The organism is Rhodanobacter sp. DHB23, assembly GCF_014842975.1.
Lineage (GTDB): Bacteria > Pseudomonadota > Gammaproteobacteria > Xanthomonadales > Rhodanobacteraceae > Rhodanobacter_A.
Window position 1 is genome coordinate 362,214 of record NZ_JACYXK010000028.1, and the last position, 19,960, is coordinate 382,173.

The 19,960-nt window shown below is 63.2% G+C and carries 19 protein-coding genes and 1 tRNA gene; 6 read left to right on the forward strand and 14 right to left on the reverse strand.

The annotated features are described in order from the left end of the window. The first annotated feature begins 50 nt into the window (after positions 1-50). The 4 genes from IHE47_RS13505 (at position 51) to IHE47_RS17990 (ending at position 5,389) form a co-directional block, all read left to right on the forward strand. Positions 51-647 (forward strand): YigZ family protein, encoded by a 597-nt coding sequence (locus IHE47_RS13505; RefSeq protein ID WP_192107205.1) that lies wholly within the window; start codon positions 51-53, stop codon positions 645-647. Positions 648-780: 133 nt separating this feature from the next. Beyond that, positions 781-1,893: an acyltransferase gene (locus IHE47_RS13510; RefSeq protein ID WP_192106647.1), complete on the forward strand. Its 1,113-nt coding sequence runs from the start codon at positions 781-783 to the stop codon at positions 1,891-1,893. 66 nt (positions 1,894-1,959) lie between these two features. Further along, positions 1,960-3,726, forward strand: coding sequence for an ABC transporter transmembrane domain-containing protein (locus tag IHE47_RS13515; RefSeq protein ID WP_192106655.1), 1,767 nt, complete (start codon positions 1,960-1,962; stop codon positions 3,724-3,726). Between the two features lie 55 nt (positions 3,727-3,781). After that, the gene (locus IHE47_RS17990; RefSeq protein WP_192106657.1) at positions 3,782-5,389 is read left to right on the forward strand and encodes a hypothetical protein; all 1,608 of its coding nucleotides are present in this window, start codon (positions 3,782-3,784) and stop codon (positions 5,387-5,389) included. A gap of 16 nt (positions 5,390-5,405) precedes the next feature. On the opposite strand, the gene IHE47_RS13525 is transcribed toward IHE47_RS17990, so the two are convergent. After that, on the reverse strand, positions 5,406-5,591 hold the full coding sequence (locus tag IHE47_RS13525) for a hypothetical protein (protein ID WP_192106659.1): 186 nt from the start codon (positions 5,589-5,591) through the stop codon (positions 5,406-5,408). A 776-nt stretch (positions 5,592-6,367) separates the two neighbouring features. On the opposite strand from IHE47_RS13525, the gene IHE47_RS13530 reads away from it, so the two are divergent. Together IHE47_RS13530 and IHE47_RS17900 are read left to right on the forward strand one after the other, a co-directional pair. After that, a complete protein-coding gene (locus tag IHE47_RS13530) occupies positions 6,368-6,682 on the forward strand; it encodes a DUF3761 domain-containing protein (protein ID WP_192106661.1) in 315 nt (104 codons plus the stop codon). 335 nt (positions 6,683-7,017) lie between these two features. Next, positions 7,018-7,407, forward strand: coding sequence for a hypothetical protein (locus IHE47_RS17900; RefSeq protein ID WP_255523499.1), 390 nt, complete (start codon positions 7,018-7,020; stop codon positions 7,405-7,407). A gap of 442 nt (positions 7,408-7,849) precedes the next feature. Here IHE47_RS17900 and IHE47_RS13540 read toward each other — a convergent pair whose 3' ends face one another. The 13 genes from IHE47_RS13540 to IHE47_RS13600 all read right to left on the reverse strand — a co-directional run bounded on the left by IHE47_RS13540 (position 7,850) and on the right by IHE47_RS13600 (position 19,691). Further along, positions 7,850-12,025: a hypothetical protein gene (locus IHE47_RS13540; protein ID WP_192106663.1), complete on the reverse strand. Its 4,176-nt coding sequence runs from the start codon at positions 12,023-12,025 to the stop codon at positions 7,850-7,852. A gap of 11 nt (positions 12,026-12,036) precedes the next feature. Further along, a complete protein-coding gene (locus tag IHE47_RS13545; protein ID WP_192106665.1) occupies positions 12,037-12,318 on the reverse strand; it encodes a hypothetical protein in 282 nt (93 codons plus the stop codon). A 48-nt stretch (positions 12,319-12,366) separates the two neighbouring features. Further along, on the reverse strand, positions 12,367-12,594 hold the full coding sequence (locus IHE47_RS13550) for a hypothetical protein (protein ID WP_192106667.1): 228 nt from the start codon (positions 12,592-12,594) through the stop codon (positions 12,367-12,369). Beyond that, positions 12,591-14,231: a DUF3631 domain-containing protein gene (locus tag IHE47_RS13555; RefSeq protein ID WP_192106669.1), complete on the reverse strand. Its 1,641-nt coding sequence runs from the start codon at positions 14,229-14,231 to the stop codon at positions 12,591-12,593. Before IHE47_RS13555 ends, IHE47_RS13550 begins: the two co-directional genes overlap by 4 nt. Then, complete coding sequence (locus tag IHE47_RS13560) at positions 14,221-14,754, reverse strand: DNA primase (RefSeq protein WP_192106671.1); 534 nt, start codon at positions 14,752-14,754, stop codon at positions 14,221-14,223. The genes IHE47_RS13555 and IHE47_RS13560 overlap by 11 nt, the downstream gene beginning before the upstream one ends. Further along, the gene (locus IHE47_RS13565) at positions 14,754-14,978 is read right to left on the reverse strand and encodes a hypothetical protein (RefSeq protein ID WP_225561883.1); all 225 of its coding nucleotides are present in this window, start codon (positions 14,976-14,978) and stop codon (positions 14,754-14,756) included. The genes IHE47_RS13560 and IHE47_RS13565 overlap by 1 nt, the downstream gene beginning before the upstream one ends. Positions 14,979-15,043: 65 nt before the next feature. Further along, entirely contained in the window at positions 15,044-15,679 is a 636-nt protein-coding gene (locus IHE47_RS13570) for a hypothetical protein (protein WP_192106673.1), read from the reverse strand. Between the two features lie 89 nt (positions 15,680-15,768). Continuing rightward, complete coding sequence (locus IHE47_RS13575) at positions 15,769-15,954, reverse strand: hypothetical protein (RefSeq protein ID WP_192106675.1); 186 nt, start codon at positions 15,952-15,954, stop codon at positions 15,769-15,771. After that, positions 15,951-16,304 (reverse strand): hypothetical protein, encoded by a 354-nt coding sequence (locus IHE47_RS13580; protein ID WP_192106677.1) that lies wholly within the window; start codon positions 16,302-16,304, stop codon positions 15,951-15,953. The genes IHE47_RS13575 and IHE47_RS13580 overlap by 4 nt, the downstream gene beginning before the upstream one ends. Continuing rightward, a complete protein-coding gene (locus IHE47_RS13585) occupies positions 16,301-16,660 on the reverse strand; it encodes a hypothetical protein (protein WP_192106679.1) in 360 nt (119 codons plus the stop codon). The genes IHE47_RS13580 and IHE47_RS13585 overlap by 4 nt, the downstream gene beginning before the upstream one ends. Positions 16,661-16,987: 327 nt before the next feature. Next, complete coding sequence (locus IHE47_RS13590) at positions 16,988-18,088, reverse strand: DUF4236 domain-containing protein (RefSeq protein ID WP_192106681.1); 1,101 nt, start codon at positions 18,086-18,088, stop codon at positions 16,988-16,990. Between the two features lie 122 nt (positions 18,089-18,210). Then, positions 18,211-19,431: an integrase arm-type DNA-binding domain-containing protein gene (locus tag IHE47_RS13595; protein ID WP_192106683.1), complete on the reverse strand. Its 1,221-nt coding sequence runs from the start codon at positions 19,429-19,431 to the stop codon at positions 18,211-18,213. Positions 19,432-19,604: 173 nt separating this feature from the next. Beyond that, positions 19,605-19,691: transfer RNA gene (locus tag IHE47_RS13600), tRNA-Leu, on the reverse strand. Positions 19,692-19,960: the final 269 nt, after the last annotated feature.

The window sequence follows — 19,960 nt, forward strand, 5'->3', positions numbered from 1 at the left end:
AAAGGCGCAGGGTAATGCATGGACATGACACCATGCCCTACCCTGCGCACATGAGCGAACCGCTGCACACCCTGGCCGCCGCCTGCCGCCGCCTCGAGGAAATCAAGAAGAGCCGCTTCCTTGCGCAGGCCGCGCCGGTTAACAACCCCGAGCAGGCGCTGGCCTTCGTGCGCGCGGCATCCGCCGCCGATGCCACGCACAACTGCTGGGCCTACCGCATCGGCCAGGACTACCGCTTCAACGACGACGGCGAGCCGGGCGGTACCGCGGGCCGCCCCATCCTGCAGGCCATCGAGGGCCAGGGCTGCGACCGCGTGGCGGTGGTGGTGACGCGCTGGTACGGCGGCATCAAGCTCGGCGCCGGCGGCCTTGCCCGCGCCTACGGCGGCACCGCGGCAGAATGCCTGCGCACCGCCGGGCGCGTGGCGATCGTGGCGATGGCGCGGCTGGGCTTCCGCTGCGACTTCGCGGAACTGGCGCTGTTCAAGGCACGCCTGCGCGAACTGGATGCCGAGGCGGTGCGCGAGGAATTCGGCGCCGACGGCGTGACGCTGGAATACGCCTTGCCGGCGCAACGCGTCGCCGAAGCCCAGGCGCGCATCGGCGACCTCAGCCGCGGCCGCATCGCGGCACGGCGGCTCGACTGAGCGCGGCTCCCGCACGCTTCTTCGAATCGCCACAATTCCGGCTTGTGCAGGGCCGACGGGCTGTCCACACTGCGCGGCCACACCCGCCGCGCGCCGGGCCGACAACGGACGCCGCCCATCCCGAGGGGAACCCATGCAACGCCTGCCCGGCCTCGACCTGCTGCGCGCCATCGCCATCGTCTGGGTGATGCTGTTCCACTCGTGGATGATCGGCGGCATCGGCGGCCCGCTCCAGCCCGTCGCCGACTACGGCTGGATGGGCGTGGACCTGTTCTTCGTGCTCAGCGGCTACCTGATCGGCCAGCAGTTGCTGGAGCCCTTGAGCCACGGCGAGCCGCTGCCGTTCGGCATGTTCTACCTGCGCCGTGCCTTCCGCATCCTGCCGGCCTTCCTCGCGGTGCTGGCGGCGTACCTGCTGTTTCCCGGCTGGCGCGAGGCGCCGGGCATGCAGCCGGCGTGGCAGTTCCTCACGTTCACCGTGAACCTGCTGATCGACTACCGGCACAACCAGGCGTTCTCGCACGCCTGGTCGCTGTGCGTGGAGGAGCATTTTTACCTGCTGTTCCCGTTGCTGGCATGGTGGCTGGCGCGGCGTTCGTCGCCGGCGCTGGTCGTCGTCGGCTGCGTGCTGGTCGTGGCGATGGGCATGCTGTTGCGCGGGGAGGCCGTGCTGGATGGCCGGGACTGGCTGGAGACCGTCTACTACCCGACCTGGACGCGGCTGGACGGCTTGCTGGACGGCGTGCTGCTGGCGACGATCCAGGCGTATCGCCCGCACTGGTGGGCCGGCATGCAGCGACGCGCCAACGTGCTTGCCGCCGCGGGCCTGCTGCTTGCCGCCGCGGCGATCTGGCTGTTCCGCGACAAGTCCGGTTTCGCCGCCAGCGTGTTCGGCTTCCCCCTGCTCTCGCTCGGACTGGCCCTGCTGGTGGCGGCCGGCGCGGGCAGGCGCAGTTGGCTGGGACGCTGGCGCGTGCCTGGCGCGGGTTGGATCGCCGGCATCTCGTACAGCCTCTACCTCAGCCACAAGCTGCCCATGCATGCGGTGCATGAAGCGCTGGCGCAGTGGCCCGCGGTGCACGGAGTCGCCGCGTTCGCTGTATACGCGTCGGCCATCCTCGCCACGGGTGCCCTGCTGCATTACGCCGTCGAGCGCCCGTTCCTGCGGCTGCGCGACCGCCTGGGCATCACCGGCCGCCGCAGTCCCGCCACGGCACGGCTCGCGGCCCCGGCGCTGGATGGTTGAATCACGGGGAAGGCTCCCCCATCTGGAGCAGATTGCGGCGCGCCAGCCGCCCAGCGCGAAATGCCCATGAGCGAAACCGCCACGCCACGCGCCACCCGCCGCATCAGCGCCCTGCGCGGGCTGTGGCCCTTCCTCGAACCGCATCGCGCACTGGCCGTGGGCTGGCTGGTCTTCCTGGGCCTGTCCTCGGGAGCCTCGCTGGTGTTGCCGATGGCGTTCCGCTACATCATCGACAGGGGCTTCGGGCACTCCAGCCCCGCGGTGATCAACGCGACCTTCTTGGCGCTGTTCGGCGTGGCCCTGGTGATGGCCGTGGCCACCGCGGCGCGCTATTTCTGCATCACCCTGCTCAGCGAACGCGCACTGGCCGACCTGCGCAACACGCTCTATGCGCAGGTGATCCGCCTCGACGTCGGCTTCTTCGAGCGCAGCCGCGTGGGCGAACTGCTGTCGCGGCTGAGCGCCGACACCGAGGTCGTGCAGGCGCTGGTGGGCTCGGGCGTGTCGGTGGCGCTGCGCAGCGTGGTGATGCTGCTTGGCGCGGCGGTGGCCATGGCATGGACCGCGCCTTCGCTGGCCGGGCTCACCGCGCTGGTGATTCCCGCCGTGATGCTGCCCATCCTGGTGTTCGGCCGGCGCGTGCAGAAGCTGTCGCGGGCCAGCCAGGACCGGCTCGCCGACGCGGCCGCGATCGCCAACGAGACACTCAACGCCTCCACCGCGGTGAAGGCCTATGCCCGCGAGGCGATCGAAAGCGCGCGCTACAGCGATGCGATCGGGCGCGCGCTGGCCACCGCACGCCGGCGCATTGGCACGCGCGCCCTGCTGACCATGGCGGTGATCGTGCTGGTGTTCGGCGCGATCACCCTGGTGTTGTGGGAAGGCGCGCGCCAGGTGCTGGCCGGCACGCTGGATCCCGGCGTGCTGGGGCAGTTCGTGCTGTATGCGGTGTTCGCCGCCGGCTCGGTGGCCGGACTGTCCGAGGTCTGGGGCGACGTGCTGCGCGCCGCCGGCGCGATGGAGCGCCTGGGCGAGCTGCTCGCCGAGCGCCCCGGCATCGCCGAGCCGGCCCAGCCACTGGCGCTGTCCCGGCCGGTCCGCGGCGCGCTGAGCTTCGAGAACGTGAGCTTCCATTACCCGAGCCGGCCCGATGCCGCCGCGCTGCATGACTTCACGCTGGACGTGCGCCCCGGCGAGACCGTCGCCCTGGTCGGCCCGTCCGGCGCCGGCAAGAGCACGGTGTTCTCGCTGCTGCTGCGCTTCTACGATCCGCAATCGGGGCGCATCGGCATCGACGGCATCGACCTGCGCGCCCTGCGCCTCGCCGAACTGCGCGGCGCCATCGCGCTGGTGCCGCAGGAGACCGTGATCTTCAGCGGCAGCGCCACCGACAACATCCGCTTCGGCCGCTCCGATGCCGGCGACGGCGAAGTGGTCGAGGCCGCGCGCGCCGCCGAGGCCCACGACTTCATCAGCGCGCTGCCCGACGGCTACGCCGCCGAGATGGGCGAACGCGGCGTGCGCCTCTCCGGCGGCCAGCGCCAGCGCATCGCCATTGCCCGCGCGATCCTGCGCGACGCCCCGCTGCTGCTGCTCGACGAAGCAACCTCCGCGCTGGACGCGCAATCCGAGGCCGCGATCCAGCAGGCCCTGGCACGACTGGAGCAAGGCCGCACCACCCTGGTCATCGCGCACCGCCTCGCCACCGTGCAACGCGCCGACCGCATCGTGGTGATGGACGGCGGCCGCATCGTGGCGCAGGGCACGCACGAAAGCCTGCTGGCCGAAGGCGGCCTGTACGCGGAACTGGCACGGCTGCAGTTCGTGGCGTGAGAAGTCGGCAGCGCACGCCGCTGCCCGGACAGCATGCGTCTTTCCTGGGGAGCCCGTGAACACCATCCACCACGCAAAGGATCTCGCGCACTCCGCGCTTGATGTCCTGCTGCCCCGCCGCAAGGCGCTCGCCGAACTGCGCGCGCAATGGGGAAAACCGGGCGCCAAGCACGAGCCGTTCGCCGGCCGCTGGTTCGATCTGGCAAGCGACAAGGCGGGCTGTGTCGACGCCAAGACCTGGTCCGACCTGGAATTCCCCCGCGTGTTCGTCGACCTCGACACCACGGCGACGCCGCTGGGCAGCCAGGCGCTGCACAAGCAGCTGCGCGAATACGTGGACGATCCCGCCGAATTGGCGGCACGCCACGCCACCCACGTGCGCCTGCGCGACGACCCGGCGCTGCGCGAGCGACTGCAACTGGCCTTGCTGCCGCTGCGCGACTCCTCGCACGCGCACGTCGTCGATGCCCTGTACGCCGAGGTTCCGGAACCGCCGGCGCGACGCGGACTGCTGAGCCTGTGGGGCTTACTTTCGCTTGCATTGCTGGCGGCGGTGGTCGCGTGGTCGTGGTCGGCGTGGTGGTGGCTGGCGCTGTTGCCGGTCAACGCGGTGATCCTGTACCGCTACAGCTGGCGAAGCCTGCGCGAGATCGAGGCATTGAACGGTTGCCTGCGCATGCTGCAGGTGGCCGAGGCCCTGTGCGCGTGCACAGACGAATTGCCATTGCTGCAGCAACTGCGCCAGGAACGCCCGGCGCGCAACGAAGTACGCCGCGCGCTGCGGGTGATGCGCGCCTGCAAGCAGGCGGGGCCGCCAACCTGGATCATGCCGTGGCTGAACATCGCCTTCCTGCTCGAACTGATCGTGCATGCATGGTCGATGGAACGCTTCCATCGCCTGCGCCAGCGACTGCACCCCACGTTCGGGCTGGTGGGCGGGATCGACGCCGCCATCGCGCTGGCCTCGGCGCTGGCGATGCATCCCCGGCATTGCCAGCCGGAACTGGCCGCGACGCCGACGCTGGAGATCATCGAAGGCAGCCATCCACTGCTGCCGGGCGGCGTGCGCAATTCGATCCGGCTCGACGGCTCTTCCGCCCTGGTCACCGGCTCGAACATGGCGGGCAAGACCACCTTCGTGAAGATGCTGGCGATCAACGCCATCCTCGGCCGCACCGCGGGCTTCTGCCTGGCGGCGCGCGCCGTGCTGCCGCGCCTGCCGGTGATGGCCGCGATCCACGGCGAGCATTCGGTGGCGGCCGGCAAGAGCCATTACTTCGCGGAGATCGAGGCGATCCGCGGCTTCCTCGACAGCGAAACCCACCACGGCGGCGGCCTGTTCGTGCTCGACGAACCGTTCAGCGGCACCAATACCGCCGAACGCATCGCCATCGCGCACGCCGTGCTGCGTGCGCTGGGCGAGCGTTCGCTGGTGCTGGTCACCACGCACGACGTGGAATTGCAGGCCATGCTGGGCGAGCGCTACGCGCTCCATCACTTCCAGGAAAACCCGGAAGTGGACGGCTATTTCGATTACCGCCTGCGCTCCGGCGCGGCCACCGGGCGCAACGCCATAAGGCTGCTTGCCCGCATGGGCTTCCCGTCCGGAGTGGTGCACGCGGCCCTGGCTTGCATGGACCGGATGGAGCAGCAGTCGACCTAACCTGCCGGCACGCTGGTCAGCGGTGGCGGGCGCCCTTCAGGTCCTTCGGGTTCAACGGCGCCTGGCCCGTGTGCGCCGGATCGCGAACGAACCGCTTGGTCGACTGGAACGACGTCGCGTGCTCGACGACGGAATCGATCTTCTTGCTGGAATACACCGCATGGATGTCGGCGGCGGTGAGGGTCGCGGGTGCTTTGCTCATTAGGATGGCCCATGGTGAGAGGGGAAGTCTCGACCATACTCCCTATTCGCCGGCCGCGTGGCGGACGGACGCGCTGGCGTGCCCGGCCAGGCACGCCGTGTCGCCGTTCCTGCAGGGAGAAGGGGCTTCACGCATGTCCGCCCGCGATGCGGCAGGCCGGCATGTCCATCCCATCGATTCAGATGGTGCCGGAGCGGGGATCGAAAACCTAGCAATGGCAGGGCCTACATGGCGCATCTCGAAAAGATGCCCCCGGAAATGCCCCCAGCGCGTCGTGGTGACTGCCTAACTGGAGCGTGTCTGCCAGTAGGTCCGAGCGGATGAATGGGGGCGTCCTCGCGCGCGCGTAGGCCAATGTCACGCAATGTCACCCATTTGTCGCCTTGTTTCCGTGCATTCTCCTCTGAATAGCCAGCTGCCTGCGCCGCCCTACCTTTCTCGCTGCTGCCCCGGTCGTCGGGCTTCATCCAGCGTAGCGGGCACCCCACTCCTGAGTAGATCTCGACTCTCTTGCGCACGTGCGTGCGCCGTGATGATTTTGCGCCCTTGCACGATGTGCACCGGAGTTTTCCGGAGCAGTTAACGCGCGGGTCGACGCCTCGTGCGCGCGAGACGAACCCCATCCATTCCCAACCATCGCGCCAGACTCATTCGCACACACACGGGTGCGTCGTGTGCGGGTTGGGCGGTATCAGCCTACGTAAGCGAAGTCCGGCAACGAGTAGTCGCAAGCCCATATCTGCGAGATGATCCCCTTACAGGGATAGGGGGAGATCATGTCCAAGCTACTTCCGCTGGCGCTCGCGGCGACCATCTCATTCGTCGCCATCGCACCTGCAGCAGCCTTCCAAAACGCCCAGACAACACCTACAACCGCAGCCGCACCGGCGGCCAAGGGCTACGACGATCATCTGGTGGAGTCCGGTAGCTACGTGAACAGTGACGGGCAGACCGTCCATCGCCCAGCCCATACGGAATCAGGTCGACCTCCCGAAGGTGCTACCGCTCAGTGCCGGGACAACACGTACAGCTTCAGCCAACACCACCAGGGCACCTGTTCACATCATGGCGGTGTGGCGCGCTGGCTCTGACTTCCCATCGGTGATGCTCACAGGGAGGAACCATGGCTTTGATCAAGTGCCCGGAATGCGGAACAGCGATAAGTACTTCCGCGCGCGCATGCCCAAAGTGCGGCGCGAAACGCCCAACGTTCACATCTGGGTGCGCACAGTTCCTTGGTGGTGGTCTGTTGCTTCTATTCGCCCTCGCTGCGCTTAGGACTTGCGCAGACAGTAGCGCGCCAGCTACACAGCCAGGCCAACCTGCAACTACTGCCAGCAGAGACGCCCCTTCAGAAGCGCCCCAGGCGCCCAGGGAGCAGAAAATTGCAGCCCCTGCCAAACCCATAGACCCGAACATCCTCGGCGTGAACGAAGCTCTAGAACGCGGGATCAATCGCGACCCGTACAGCGCTCTGAAGGGGATGCCTGCTGGCCACTATGGCAATGCGGGCAAGATGCTCAAGGCAATGGACCTTGGAGTGATCGCCGGTGGCACCCAAGCTTGGTGCGATAACCTGCCGCAACACACCGCGGGGTGCTTCATCACCATCTACGTACAGTGGAAGAGAAACATCACGCCGCACCTATGGGACGAAAATGACCGTTGCGGCTCGCTGATTCAATGGAAGGCTCCGCTGAGCACACCATCCAAATACGCACCGGACTCGCCTGGCGCTAACTTGATCGCGCAGGGTAATGCCACCGTGCTCAGCTGGAAGGTCAACGGCGACTGGGATCGATGCCACTCGGATTAGATGATCGCTGGAGGCCAACACCACCTTGGCAACCATAACATTTGATAACAGTCGAGCAGCCTGGGCTTCCTTGGCGACTCGTACGGCTTCCAAAACCTCAACATTCCCCAACAGGCGAGATCCCTGTTGCTCAGCGGTCTTGGCGCTATATCCAGCCCGGATAGCCGCCTGCTTGGCATTGGCAATTTCAAGTTTCTTCAAGTTCCGCCCGCCGATGGCACCAGCTGTTTCGGGCTGTAGCCTGCCCGTATCGTGGTCTATGTCGCGTCGGCAACCTTACGGTTCCTTAATAGCTCCGAGCCTCGAGCCGTCTCAGAAACCTTAGGATTCCTTAGCACGACAGGGACGGCCACTCCTGTCGATCGAAGGCCCTAGTTCCGCAGTTTCTCGAAAGAAGCACCGCCAAGAATCAACGTGGCGGTGCGTCAGCGATGGCTCGTGATTACCGCGTCCCCATGTTGTACTGGGACGCGGTGTTCTGCAGCATCTGATGCAACTCACGCTTCACGCCATCCATGGCGCCCAGCACGCTCTGGCTGTCCATGGCGTGGATGCTCAGATTGATCTGATGGCCGCCGCCAAGGCCGCCATTCCTGAGCTGCTCAGTGAGCGCCTGGTTCGTCGCCGCGGGGATGATGCGTTCGCCGGCATGGATCTGCGCCACCATGTCGTGGGGCACTGAATCGGTGCCCACTGCGAAACTGGCCATGGTGCTAAAGAGGTTAAAAAGCCCCATGGCCATTCCGACATAACCACCACCCGTGGCACCTGCACCGCCGCTTGCGGTACTACCGTCGCTATTGGCGAGCAAACTACCCATCTGCTGCATGTACCCCAAGGCTCCACCTTGAGCCATACCGGCACATCCACACCCATCACCGCCAGAACCGCCAAGCATCTGACCCGTCAAGCTGTTCTGGCCGAGAAGTGCGCCGAACCCAGACATAAATCCGCCGCCTTGCCCCGCATTCGACATGCCAAGGGTGTCTTCGCCGCTACCTAATGCATCAGATGGACCCGAAAGCACGTTAGGTGAGCCACCCTGATTGCTTCCCGAGCTGCCATTCAGCCACTTTCCAAGAATGCTGTTCTTGCCGAGCAAGTTCGTGAGCAAGCCTCCCGATCCACCACCGGCACCTTGGTTTCCGCTGTTTCCGCTGTTTCCGTTCCCTGTGATTTTTCCAAGTAGGCCACCAAGCAAACCGCCACCATCTCCACCATTACCCTTCGACGAGTCACCAAAGACCGTGGTCTCGACCTGTTTTCCAAGGTAGTTCGAGATGCTCTTGTTGAACCCGCCAAGCAGTGAATTGTTGAGGTTCGCCAGCATGGTCTTCCATGTCTGGTTGCCCTTCATCATGCTGCTGAACAAGTCGCTGAAGGACTGCCCCACAGTGTCCTCGATGCGTTGGCCCAGTTGCTGAGCCTGTTGTGCGGTCTGGGTCAAGGCTTGCCCCATCTGCTGGATCTTGGCGATCTGCGCATCCAACTGGTCAGCCAGTTCCGGGTTCCCGATGGTGCTGGCGTATTCCTTCGCCGCCTGCGCCAGTGCCAGCATCTGCGGTTGGCGCTGCTGCTCGATGGCGTTGTCGCTCGTCACCATCTGATCATGGCTGATCTGACCACCCCGGTACTTGGCCTCTTGGGCACGCTCCAATTCCTGCACAGTTCGCTGGAGCGCCTTCAGCTGATTCATGGCGTCATCAAGCTTGGCTTGGGTGATGGCCTTTGCTGCCTGTGTATCCAATTGACCTATCGCCGCGCTTTGCGCCTCCTTGGTCATCGCCAATGTAGGATTGCCCATGGCCTGGGCATACCTCGCGCCAGCCGTAGCCGCCTGTTGCATTTGTGGCACGAGCTTCTGCGTGGCGGCGAGGTTGGCCCGCCCCTCCTGTTCCTTACTGATCTCGCCGGCTTCACGCTTGGCGGCATTCAGTTGCTTCTGGGCTTCCAGTTCCTGCTTGAGCTGCTCCAGCTTCTGGCTTTCGTAGTCATAGGCCGCCTTGTTCGCTTGCTGGTTGCCGACCTGTAGCGCGCGATCGGCGCTTGCGCCGTCGCCCGCTTTGCGGAATTGATCGGAATAGCCCTGGTATTTGCGCATCACGGCATCGAACGGGTCGCCCTTGTCCTTGTCGTCCTGCTCTTCGATCGTTTCGCGCAATTTTTGGAGCGTGCTCTGGCCTGCGGCAGTGTCTTTGCCAAGGTCTCCTAAGTTTCCCCCAGGAACACGAGCTTCCTTGGCCTGGCGAACCTGATGCTGTGCTTCCGTTTCGCCAGGATTGTCTTGTGCGGCATTACGCACGAGCGCGGCTTCCGGTGCCGGCGCCGACGTGGCCGCGGCTTTCGACGAGGCGTTGGCTTGGTCTTTCGTTGAGGAGAGATCGGCATCAATCGATGCATAGGCCTTCTTGTAGGCGGCAGTGTTGCGATCGGAAATGGACTCGCCGCCCATGTGACCCGTCATGATGTCTGCGGCACGATCGCGGATCTCGGCATCGGTCGGTGTGCTACGCCACCAATGGCTGAGTTGCGTGCGGGCCAGCGTCAGAGCATTGCTTGCGGCATCCGATTTTCCGGTAGTGGCCTCGGCTGCCTGATGTTCGGCAACCTTGGCATCCTGGCCCGTGTCGCCCGAGGCAGTAGCAACAAATGCTGCCGTAGTCAGTGCCGGTGTCATGGCAACAACATTTCGAAAGATCGGCAACAAGGCTGCCCACCGACTCGCGATAGTGGCCGTGGCCGCCTCCGTTTCCACCGCTGCCGTCGCCGCAGCTGTACCAATCGCAGCTTCAGCAACTGTCGTTTCAGCCGCCGCCGCTGTGGCTGCCGGCCCGATCTTGCCCATCCAACCCACCAGCGACGTGATGCCGCCGATCATGCTGCTGAGACCTTTGATGGCGAGGAAGGCAGCAAATCCAGCAGCAGCTTCCGCGGTGTATTTCGTCAGGGTCGGATACTTCTGCGCCAGATCGTTGACCTCCTTGATGACACTGCTGAACCAGTTCGTCAGTTTCGTCAGGGTCGGATTGAGTTGCTGGCCGATCGTGTTCTCAAGCGTCTCCAATTGCGCGTGCATGGACTGCATAGCGCCGCTGAAGGTTTGCTGGCGCTCCTTCAAGAGGTCATCGGGATTCCTGGTGCTCTTCTGCTGAGCAACTTGGGCGTCAATGGCAGCTGTTACCGCGGGGTTGCTGAGCATCGCCAAACCGGAGGCGAACGTTTGGCCGCCAAGCCCCATCTTCGAAAGAAACGTCCCCAGATTGGCGACGGCGTTGGCCATCTCCTGGGGATTTTCCAGATCCTTGGGCGAGTTCGAGGCGTAACCGAATTCCTGCCAGTGCTGCCAGGTGTATTTCGTCAGCGCCGGCACCAGTACTTCGCGGACCCACTGATTCGTAGCCGAGATGGCAAGCTGGCTGTCCTTGAGGGCGCCTGGTGCAACCATCGCCTGTGTGCTCGAGTGTCCATACTTGCTGACCTTGGAGGGATCGAGCACCCCAAGTTGCTCCAGCAAATCAGCGCCACCCTTTTTCATCACGCCGCCAGCGCTGGCGGTATAGATGGCGTTGAGGATCGTGGCGGCCTTGGTGTTGCCGCCTGCGCCACCACCACCAGCCGCCTTGAATTCCTCGTTCGTTGCGACGAAGTTGCGGAACTGGTCCGGCGTCATGTTCGTGGACAACGCACGATTGAGCTGGCGCAGACTCGTCTCAAGGGACTTCACATCAATCTTGCCGCCTGAAGCGACAGAGGCATCACTGATGCCCCGCATGATCCACTTGGCCTTGTCGGCATTCTCGGCTCCCCCCATCGCCTCGACCACGCCGAAGATGTTCTGGATCTGGTGTTCCAGCGGGCTCTGGTCACCCTGAAGCTTCAGAACCTGAGCGACCTTCATCGCGTAAGGAACCAGTTGTGCACGCATGTCCTGCATGTACTGGCTCGTGCCCGGCAACCCAGGCAACGCCGCCAGCTCGGCCTTCAGGGCATCGTTGGTGCTGTAGAAGGGATTCTGCTGCGATTCCTGGCGCGCGCGCGTCTGGATCGCACTCAGTTCTCCGGATGACAGGTTGCGCGCCTTGAGCTTCAGAAGGGTGTCCTGATAATCGGCCGCCGTCTCCACCGAAGCCTTCAGGCCTTGATCGATCTTCATGGCGGCCCAAATCTCGGCCATACCCTTGAGGGCCGAACTGAGGCCACCAACGCTGGTCGTCGTTTCCTTGACCTTGGCGTTCGCCGCTCCCATCTCGCGGGTGCCGACAGCAACACCTACGCCCGCCATTCGTGCGCTCGACCCCAGCTCGTTGAAAGAGGCGATACCACCCTTCAAGGTTTCACCGAGGGTCACCATGCCCTGCGCTAGATCCACCAGCTTTTCGGCGAGGCCACTCATTTGGCCACTGGTAGTGCTGGCCTTATTCCCCAGCGTGCCGAGGGCAGCTTCCAATTCTCCGGCGCCACGCCCCAGCCCGGCCATGCTCTTCGTCGAATCGTTGAATCCCGCTGTGACCTTGCTGGCCAGCTCCCTCAGCTCCTGCAGGCGACTCATGAATCGCCCCAGCGGACCGCTGGCGAGGTCCGCCATCGTCAACCTCATTGCAATCTGCATGTCTGCCATAGCCGGCTCCTTTACGCGCGCAAGGTGGCTTGGTTGGTGCCGAGAACCGTGGCGACCACGGTTTCCAAGTTCTGGATGTTCAGGGCCTCCTCGACTTCTTCGAGTGTGACGTTCTTGACCTCGCGACGGACCGCGGCATGAATGATGGCCAGGAGATGTTTGGAGTTCTCCTCATCAAAAAGTGCCGTCTCGGCTGGGCGGCACATGAAAGCTTGGATGTGGCGCGCGACGGATTTCATCTCTCGAAAGCCGAGAGGTTTGAGGCTGATGGTCTTTCCGCGAATGAGCAGCATGGGGATAACTCCAGATGGAATAGCGGTTAAGAGGCGTTGATGAGAACTTCAATGACCGCCACGGGGCAGCTCCGTGGCTTGCGGCTTGTCGTGCTCTGGCATCACCGCCAGCAGTGCTTGCTTGTTGACCTTGAGGTGGTCGACCAACTCAGGCGGGATCGCGCCCTTGCCTCGCTCGGTTTCGATGTGAAGGGTGTCGCCCGTGCGGGTGAGCACGCAGCCAGAGGCCCACACCAGCAGCAAGGTTTCGATAGGGTTGAAGGTGCGCGTGGTCATATGTCGATCCTCTCGCGCTCTACTTTTGTGCCTTCTTCCTTTTTCCCTAAGGAGGGGTGCACATCCGCTACACCGCTACATTGGCTTAGTGGCGCGGTTTGCGAGGTATTGAGCCCCGCTACACCATCCGCTACGGTTTTCGCCGATCCGCTACACGCTACGGATTGGGATGTAGCGGGTAGCGGCTGAGCTTCGGTGTAGCGGATCGCGCTTTTTGATCCGTTCACGCTCAAACCCGCGCCGTTGTGCGGTTGTAGCGGTGTAGCGGATACAGGGGGGTGTTCTACGGAAAGGGAAAGGTAGCGATCAAAGGCGTCCCGGAAGTCGGCCAGGTCGTAGCCCTTCCGGATGCCATCACTCGTGCGCATGTTCGCCGGCTTTATCCGGAAGTCGACCAGGCGGGCGGCGAGGTGGCGCTGGGTCATCGGTCGACCTTTGGCCCAAGTCGCCCAGGGGGCCTCTTCATCACTGGTCAGCTCTTCCAGCAAGAGCGCGCTGGTGAGGCGGGATGATCCACGCCGCTCGAACACATCCCTGATATCCCGCAGCAGCTCCACGCCGATGCTCTGGCTTTCCTCCTCAGCACCATGAAGCGCTAGCGCAGCGTTCCGGGCTGCCTTGGCCCATGCCTCGCCTGCGAGGTCGGCGATCGCCAGCAACGGCTCCCAGCAGTCCTGTGCGCGGTCATTGAGCCCGCTGGCCGGGGTTGGGCGGGCAATCGCCACATCATCCCGGTTGTCTTCCGCCCATCGGGCCATGCGCTGGCGCAAGGCGTCCCACTGGTCGCTTTCCGCGTGCCGAATCTTCGCCACTGACTCACCGGCCACCTTGCGACGCAGGCGCAATGGAATGGAGCGATCCTCGATCGTGTCGGCCAGCTTGCCGATGCCACACACCACCTTGGCGCCCCAGGTTCGGAACTGGGTGGGCACATGGTCATCACCCTCAACCCGGATGACGAAGGCAGTCTTGCGGTACAGGCCGGAGTTGATGAGGCCGCGGGCTTCGTCGTTCTCCTTGAGGAAGGTGTCGGCCTCGTCGATCAGGAGTGTGGGTTGCCACATCTCCATGCTGCGGAACAGGGCCGCAGGGGAAATGTTCGCCACCGGCAGCGCGCGGCACACCAATTCGGACATGACCGTCAGCAGCACCGTCTTGCCGCAGCGCTTCTCCGGGGCGGTGATATGGGCCAGCGGAGACACCGTGAGGGCATCCATGCACCAGGTATGCATGCACCACAGCGCTGCAGCGAGAATGGTGGGCTTGTCGGCGGCCACATGCTCCTTGATCGCCCGGCAGAGGTCTCGGACGAGCTCGCCACCGTCCACCGGCTTCGCCCAGGGCTCGACATGCGGGAACATGGACGACTGGTCACTATCCACCTTGCCGGCAGCCGTAAGGCGGTCCAATTCACCCACGCTGGCGCTCCTCTTGGCCTGCGCCCGGATGCGCTGGTAGCCCGCAGGATCGGCCAGGCGCACCGCCTTGATAGCTTCCAACACGTTGGCCTCAAACAAGGCTCCCGGATCTTCGCCAAGGCGACCAAGGGCATGCTGCACCAACTCCGGGATAGACGATGCCACCGCCTCCCGCTTGGCCACGTCGTCGATGCTGGCGCTGTAGGTGTCAGCGGGCATGCAGCACCTCCTTGGCATCGAAGATATTGAGGGCCGAGATGCGAAGCCGATGCAGTTCTTCATCGTCCAGGGCGAAGCCGTCGCCCATCCTGCTGGCGGCGATCTGCAGCACATTGGCTTCGTGGATGAGCACGTCCAGTGCAGCGCGCCACTTCGGAAGCAAGGCCGCTTGCAGGAACTGGCTGCGTTCGACAGGCGTCATAGTCTTGAAGTCACGCCGGACGAAGAGATCACCCACTTCCAGCCCGACCGCGGCGAGCACGTCGTGAACTTCGCACCCTGCGAAGCAGTGGAGCAGCAGCGTGCCGTTGTCACCCTGGGCAATGCTCAACGAGGCGGATTTGCTTCCGTGTGCGGGGCAGCGTGCGCGCCAGCCGTTGCCGGTCTTGATGACACCCTCCAAGCGTCCCAGCAGCAGAGATACCGGGTCGAGGTTGGTGGTAAAGTGCTTGCCGGAAGTGTTGTGATTTGCGCTCTGACGCCCGGTGCCAGCCGGGCGTTGGCGTTTCTGGGGCCAACTCATTACGTGGCCGCCTTCGCCAGCGACTCAGCGAACGTCAACACGTCGGCTTCGCGCCAGACAGTGCAGCCAGGGGAAAGCTTGATCGGTGCCGGCGCCTTGCCGGCCTTCACCCAATTCCACCATGTCGAAGCGGTGACCGGCAGCAAGCCGGGAGCGCCGGTGCGGCGGTTGCGGGTGATGTCAGAAACGCGCAGGTAGGCGCGAGTTGTTGCCTCGGATGCCATGTGACCGCCCTCGATTGGTTTGGACGGTCATGCAAGTTAGCCGCGAAAAAATAAGCGTGCCCAGTTCACTTTCGCTTTTTTCGCCCATTCAAGAGGCCTTTATCCTGAAGGACATTCCTCATCTGTGTTTCGCTGACATTGAAGTGACGTGCGGCTTTACTTGTAAGGTTGATCTTGGCCGTTCCGTTATTCAGCATGCTTTTAGCATAGGCCTCCCACCTGGTATGGCGATCCGCTGCTGCCTCGCTCCGATTCAATCCACTGACCTTTCCTGCGTTGCTGGAACTCGCTGCGCGAGCATCCTGCAAAACAGCATCACCAATGGCGTTACTCCGTGAGGCATTGGCTGCAAACATGGCATCAACTGCATAGGTCCACGCCAGGACCTGGTGACCATCATGTTCAGCCATGATGGCCTCGATGGCATACGCAGTTGCGATCGCCGCCCATTCACGTGTGGGATCTTCTCCGGCCATCCACTGTCGGGTTGGATCGGTCAAAGCCAGATGCAAGCTATCTCCAGTGACCAAACCGGCAGCAACCTCGTTTCTGAGCTGATCGCGAAATTCTTTGTCGAACTGTTTCTTGTCGACGAACAGGCCGCGGGCAATCAGCCCATCGGCAACGATGATCAGCGCCGTACCAGCGTACTTACTTGGAGTCATCTCCTCACGGGAATGCCCGAATCGCTGATGCCACATGCGCACACCTCTGCGCCCTTCATAGGGTGCCGCGCCAGCCGGGGAAGGTGCCCGGTGTTCGGGGATCAGCCTAGGCGCGGTGTGAACTGTCAGATGTGGCCGATCAGGTCGTGAGCGCGCTCGATCATGTCATCCGCCGCCCAAATGGCATTGGACACGGCATGCGTGTCGTTTGGGTTCGGAAGTTCACGAACGCAGCGCAGAATGGCGACAGCTTGATCCAGCAAGTTACTGGCTTGCTCGTGCGCTTCGCCGGTGATGGTGTGGTCGATCATGCGTGGATCTCCTTTTTATCCTCTACAGCCTTATCGTGCAGTGCGCGAATTTTGGGGTTTTGCAGCTCACGCGCTAGCGCCGCCATCGTGTCCATGACGCTCGCATATTCGGCCAGGTGAGCCACAACCCACCCCAACCGCGACATGTGCGCCTCCTCCACTTGCTCGGCACCGATGGTATTGCCGATAGCGGCAATCTGATGCAGCGCATTCTCGACGTGGCTGGAAGCAAGCGAATCAACCTCTTCCAGTTCCACGGTGGTTCTGGCAAGTAGCGCCGCCTCAATCCAATCCACACCGAGTGCGATGGAGAACAGTCGATCCACTTCGTTGCCGGTCTGGATGCTCATGCGCGAGCCCTCCCGGATTGCCAGCAGCCATGCATGTCGTCTCGAACCTCTTCCAATCGTTCTTCAGCGCGATCACCAAGTTCAAGTAGCGCCAACTGCAAGGCGGTTACCTCACCATTATTCAGACCCTTGTAGATGACGCGATTGTCGTCGCGTGCGTCTGCTTTTCCGCGTGCGTCCGCCACCAGCATCCTGGCGATTGCATTTGCGGCGTAGACCGAGCGATCAATTATCGCCAACCGGTTACGGACGCTCATGGGCAGCTCTTTATCGAGAGCCTTCCATCCTTCGTCATAGCACCATCCGGTAAATGCTTCGATCGTCTCGCTTTCGAGCGCAGCGTTCTTCGGCTTCATGGTCATGCTCCACCTCTGCAGTTGATGCTGAAGGAGCCACCAGGCCGTTGCGGCAGGGTGGCAGGCGTGCAGGGTTGGCGAACCGGCTCACAAGGTCACCGGCCAGCCCGAAGGCTGCCCTGCACGCCCACCATAGAAGCGGACATGACGCAGCAGGCACAAAAAAAGCGCCATTCGGCGCTGCTGCGCCTTGTGAAGATCAGGTCGCCAAACCTGGCCCCCGAATTGGCGGGGACGGTGGCAATATGCGCCTAATGCAATGGGACTGCAAGGGATGGATAAATGAAGGTTTGGTGGCTGGCGATCGCCTGCACTCTGAACAGCAGATCAGTGAGAAGAAGGTGTTACTCGCGCCAAACGCCTGACGGCTCCGACAAAATCTCCACCCACTCCAGGCTGCGACAGCTGGATGACCTCGTTGATGCCAGATGCGCTTTGAATGCTCATCTCGGTGTACCGACAAATGGGTATTTGCCTGTTGTTGTTGAAACGACGATCAGGACCACCGTTCTTGTTGACGAAGCGCCAAGTGTGCCCAACCACCCGCGTGTCGCGTGGCACCCCTTCATCCTCGATGAAGTTCTTTTCGTCTACGTCTATGTTCAAATGACTGTACTCCACGCCTCCCACACCTTCAGGCGCATAGACCAGTACACGGTCGGGGAAGAAGTGCAGCACTTGACGCCCGACGTCTATAGCCACTGTCTCGATATTGCATTTGAGATGCTGTGGCGCCGCACGCCGGATGGAAGTCACCTTGCGCCTGATAAGGCTTGCGGCGCCGGCGTGATATTTGCGATCTAGTACGCGCCCGCTAGCCTCGATGTGCCACACGCGGGCACAGCCTGCTAACTGAAGTGCCGCAGAGTGTAGTTGCTCATATGCAGCCTCTACATCCGGATCGAACTCGTAGAAAAGCACCACCGTTTTCGCAAGTTGATCTAGGACGCCAACATATATAGCGCCCATCAGACCCGCGAGTGCGATCAACGAATTCACCCACTGCGGCGCATCCATGTGGACCGACCACGCCAACAACATAAGGGTGCCGATGAGAACCATGGGCCACATCAGGGGCCGCTTGCGCTTCTGATTGATTTCATCCAACAACGCCTTGGATGACGAATCAACTATGTGATTCGCATCGAGGGATTCGATCTCCTTCAGCGGTTCGTGTGTGGCACTGGTCGGCGCGTGTTGGGTCGACGGCATGTACGAATGCTGTTGCCGCGGTGCGCGGGTGCCATTGCCTGCCGGCGGCAGGGTGGCCCGGTAGTAGAAACCACCGCGCCCCATATGGATGTAGTTACCGCGCGGCCCCGTGCCGACACGAAACCCTTTGATGCCTGCGGAAACCCCGACCCCGGAGCCGGAAAGGTTGAAACGCAACGGCCCGACGCTAATGCTTTTACGTAGGTAGAACCCCACGGTGCCCCCTGTGGTACGTGGTGTTCGTCAGCCGCCATCGCGACTGCACGGCCAGCCTCCCCTAGGCTGGCCTGCAGATTCTGCTACGCGAGATGTCGTACATCCAAGCACATCCAACCGGATCACCCAGCCTTGCGCTTGAACGGCACCACAGCACCACCAGCGCGTAGTGCGTCCAGGTAGTCGGCCCAGCCCTGCATCATCCGCTTGCGCTCGTCCAGGTACTGCGCGGCATGCGTGTACGCCTCGCGCACCTTGTTGCTTTCGGCGTGGGCTAGCTGGCGCTCGATGGCATCGGCGTTCCACCCCATCTCGTTCAAGCGACTGGCGGCCATGCTGCGGAAGCCGTGGCCGGTCATCTCGTCCTTGCCGTAGCCCAGCCGACGCAGTGCAGCGTTGACAGTGTTTTCGCTCATGGGGCGGCTGGCGGTGCGGATGCCGGGGAACACGTAGCGCCCGGAACCTGTGAGCAAGTGCAGCTCGCGCAGCACGGCCACAGCCTGCGATGACAGCGGCACGATATGGGGAGCCTTCATCTTCATGCGCTCGCCGGGGATGCGCCAGATCGCGCCGTCCAGGTCGAACTCTGACCACTCCGCGTGCCGCAGCTCGCCCGGGCGCACGAACACCAGTGGTGCCAGCTTCAACGCCGCAAGCGTGACGGGCTGGCCGGTGAAGCCCTCGATGGCACGCAGCAGCTCCCCGACCTTCATCGGATCGGTGATCGCGGCGTGGTGTTTGACCTTGGGCGGCTTCAACGCACCGCGCAGGCTGGCGGTGGGGTCGGCCTCGGCATTGCCTTCCAGAATCGCCCAGCGGAACACCTGCCCCGCCTTGACCTTGGCGCGAGTGGCCGTGTCCAGCTTGCCCGCATCTTCGATCTTGCGCAGCGCATCCAGCAGAACGCGCGGTGTGATGGCGCCGATCGGTAATGCACCGATCTCGGGGAACAGGAAGGTTTCCAAGATCCACTGGTTCTTCAGCTTCGTGATCTCGGCAACGTCCTGCCGCGCCATCCAGTCACGCGCTACCTTCTCGAACGTGTCCGCTGCGATTTCCGCGGCCTTGATCCGCTCCACCTTCTCGGCTTTCCGCTGCTCGCTCGGATCGACGCCAGCGGCGAGCAGCTTGCGCGCGTCGTCGCGCCGCATGCGTGCGTCGACCAGGCCGGTGTCGGGATAGGTGCCCAGGGCAAGCCGTTTCTCCTTGCCCCCGAATCGGTACTTGAGCCGCCACCACTTGCCCCCGGCCGGAACGATTTCCAGATACAGGCCGCCGCCATCGAACAGGCGGCGCGGCTTGTCGGTGGGCTTGGCTTTGCGGATGGCGGTGTCGGTCAGCATGGGGGCATTTCCACCCTTTGCGGCCAGCAGGGCCGCGGAATGCCCCCGATACTGCCCCCGCGTGGGGGCAGATTGCAATGGATGCCATCGGACAGCATCGGACAAAGAAAAAGGCCGGAAGCCTTATTTCTAGGGACTTTCCGGCCTTCGTTGGACTCTATCGGACGGCTTGATGGTGCCCGGAGCGGGGATCGAACCCGCATAGCCTTGCGGCTGAGGGATTTTAAGTCCCTTGCGTCTACCAGTTTCGCCATCCGGGCGGCGTGCCGTGTGCCTGCGTGCAGGCGGCGCGGATCGTAGCATGTGCCCACGGCGCAACCGGCGCGCATGCCCACGATCGATCCGCGGAAACGAAAAACCCGCCGGGCGGCGGGCTTCGATACGCTGGTTTGGAGGCCTAGGTCGGACACTAAGCGGATACTTTAGGATACTTTCTAATACTTAGAATCCAGCCTTCAAACGGCTATGTGATGCGGTTTTCAGGTATCAGAAGGTATCCAATGGCATCCTTGCGTATCCGACCAAGTGT

Bases quoted from the DNA above. Each gene is read 5' to 3' on its own strand.
- IHE47_RS13515 (WP_192106655.1), top strand. From the start codon at position 1,960: ATGAGCGAAACCGCCACGCCACGCGCCACCCGCCGCATCAGCGCCCTG.
- IHE47_RS13530 (WP_192106661.1), top strand. From the start codon at position 6,368: ATGTCCAAGCTACTTCCGCTGGCGCTCGCGGCGACCATCTCATTCGTC.
- IHE47_RS13505 (WP_192107205.1), top strand. From the start codon at position 51: ATGAGCGAACCGCTGCACACCCTGGCCGCCGCCTGCCGCCGCCTCGAG.
- IHE47_RS13555 (WP_192106669.1), bottom strand. From the start codon at position 14,231: ATGCCCGCTGACACCTACAGCGCCAGCATCGACGACGTGGCCAAGCGG.
- IHE47_RS13560 (WP_192106671.1), bottom strand. From the start codon at position 14,754: ATGAGTTGGCCCCAGAAACGCCAACGCCCGGCTGGCACCGGGCGTCAG.
- IHE47_RS13550 (WP_192106667.1), bottom strand. From the start codon at position 12,594: ATGACCACGCGCACCTTCAACCCTATCGAAACCTTGCTGCTGGTGTGG.
- IHE47_RS13565 (WP_225561883.1), bottom strand. From the start codon at position 14,978: ATGGCATCCGAGGCAACAACTCGCGCCTACCTGCGCGTTTCTGACATC.
- IHE47_RS13585 (WP_192106679.1), bottom strand. From the start codon at position 16,660: ATGAAGCCGAAGAACGCTGCGCTCGAAAGCGAGACGATCGAAGCATTT.
- IHE47_RS13510 (WP_192106647.1), top strand. From the start codon at position 781: ATGCAACGCCTGCCCGGCCTCGACCTGCTGCGCGCCATCGCCATCGTC.
- IHE47_RS13575 (WP_192106675.1), bottom strand. From the start codon at position 15,954: ATGATCGACCACACCATCACCGGCGAAGCGCACGAGCAAGCCAGTAAC.
- IHE47_RS13580 (WP_192106677.1), bottom strand. From the start codon at position 16,304: ATGAGCATCCAGACCGGCAACGAAGTGGATCGACTGTTCTCCATCGCA.
- IHE47_RS13595 (WP_192106683.1), bottom strand. From the start codon at position 19,431: ATGCTGACCGACACCGCCATCCGCAAAGCCAAGCCCACCGACAAGCCG.
- IHE47_RS13545 (WP_192106665.1), bottom strand. From the start codon at position 12,318: ATGCTGCTCATTCGCGGAAAGACCATCAGCCTCAAACCTCTCGGCTTT.
- IHE47_RS13540 (WP_192106663.1), bottom strand. From the start codon at position 12,025: ATGGCAGACATGCAGATTGCAATGAGGTTGACGATGGCGGACCTCGCC.
- IHE47_RS13525 (WP_192106659.1), bottom strand. From the start codon at position 5,591: ATGAGCAAAGCACCCGCGACCCTCACCGCCGCCGACATCCATGCGGTG.
- IHE47_RS13570 (WP_192106673.1), bottom strand. From the start codon at position 15,679: ATGTGGCATCAGCGATTCGGGCATTCCCGTGAGGAGATGACTCCAAGT.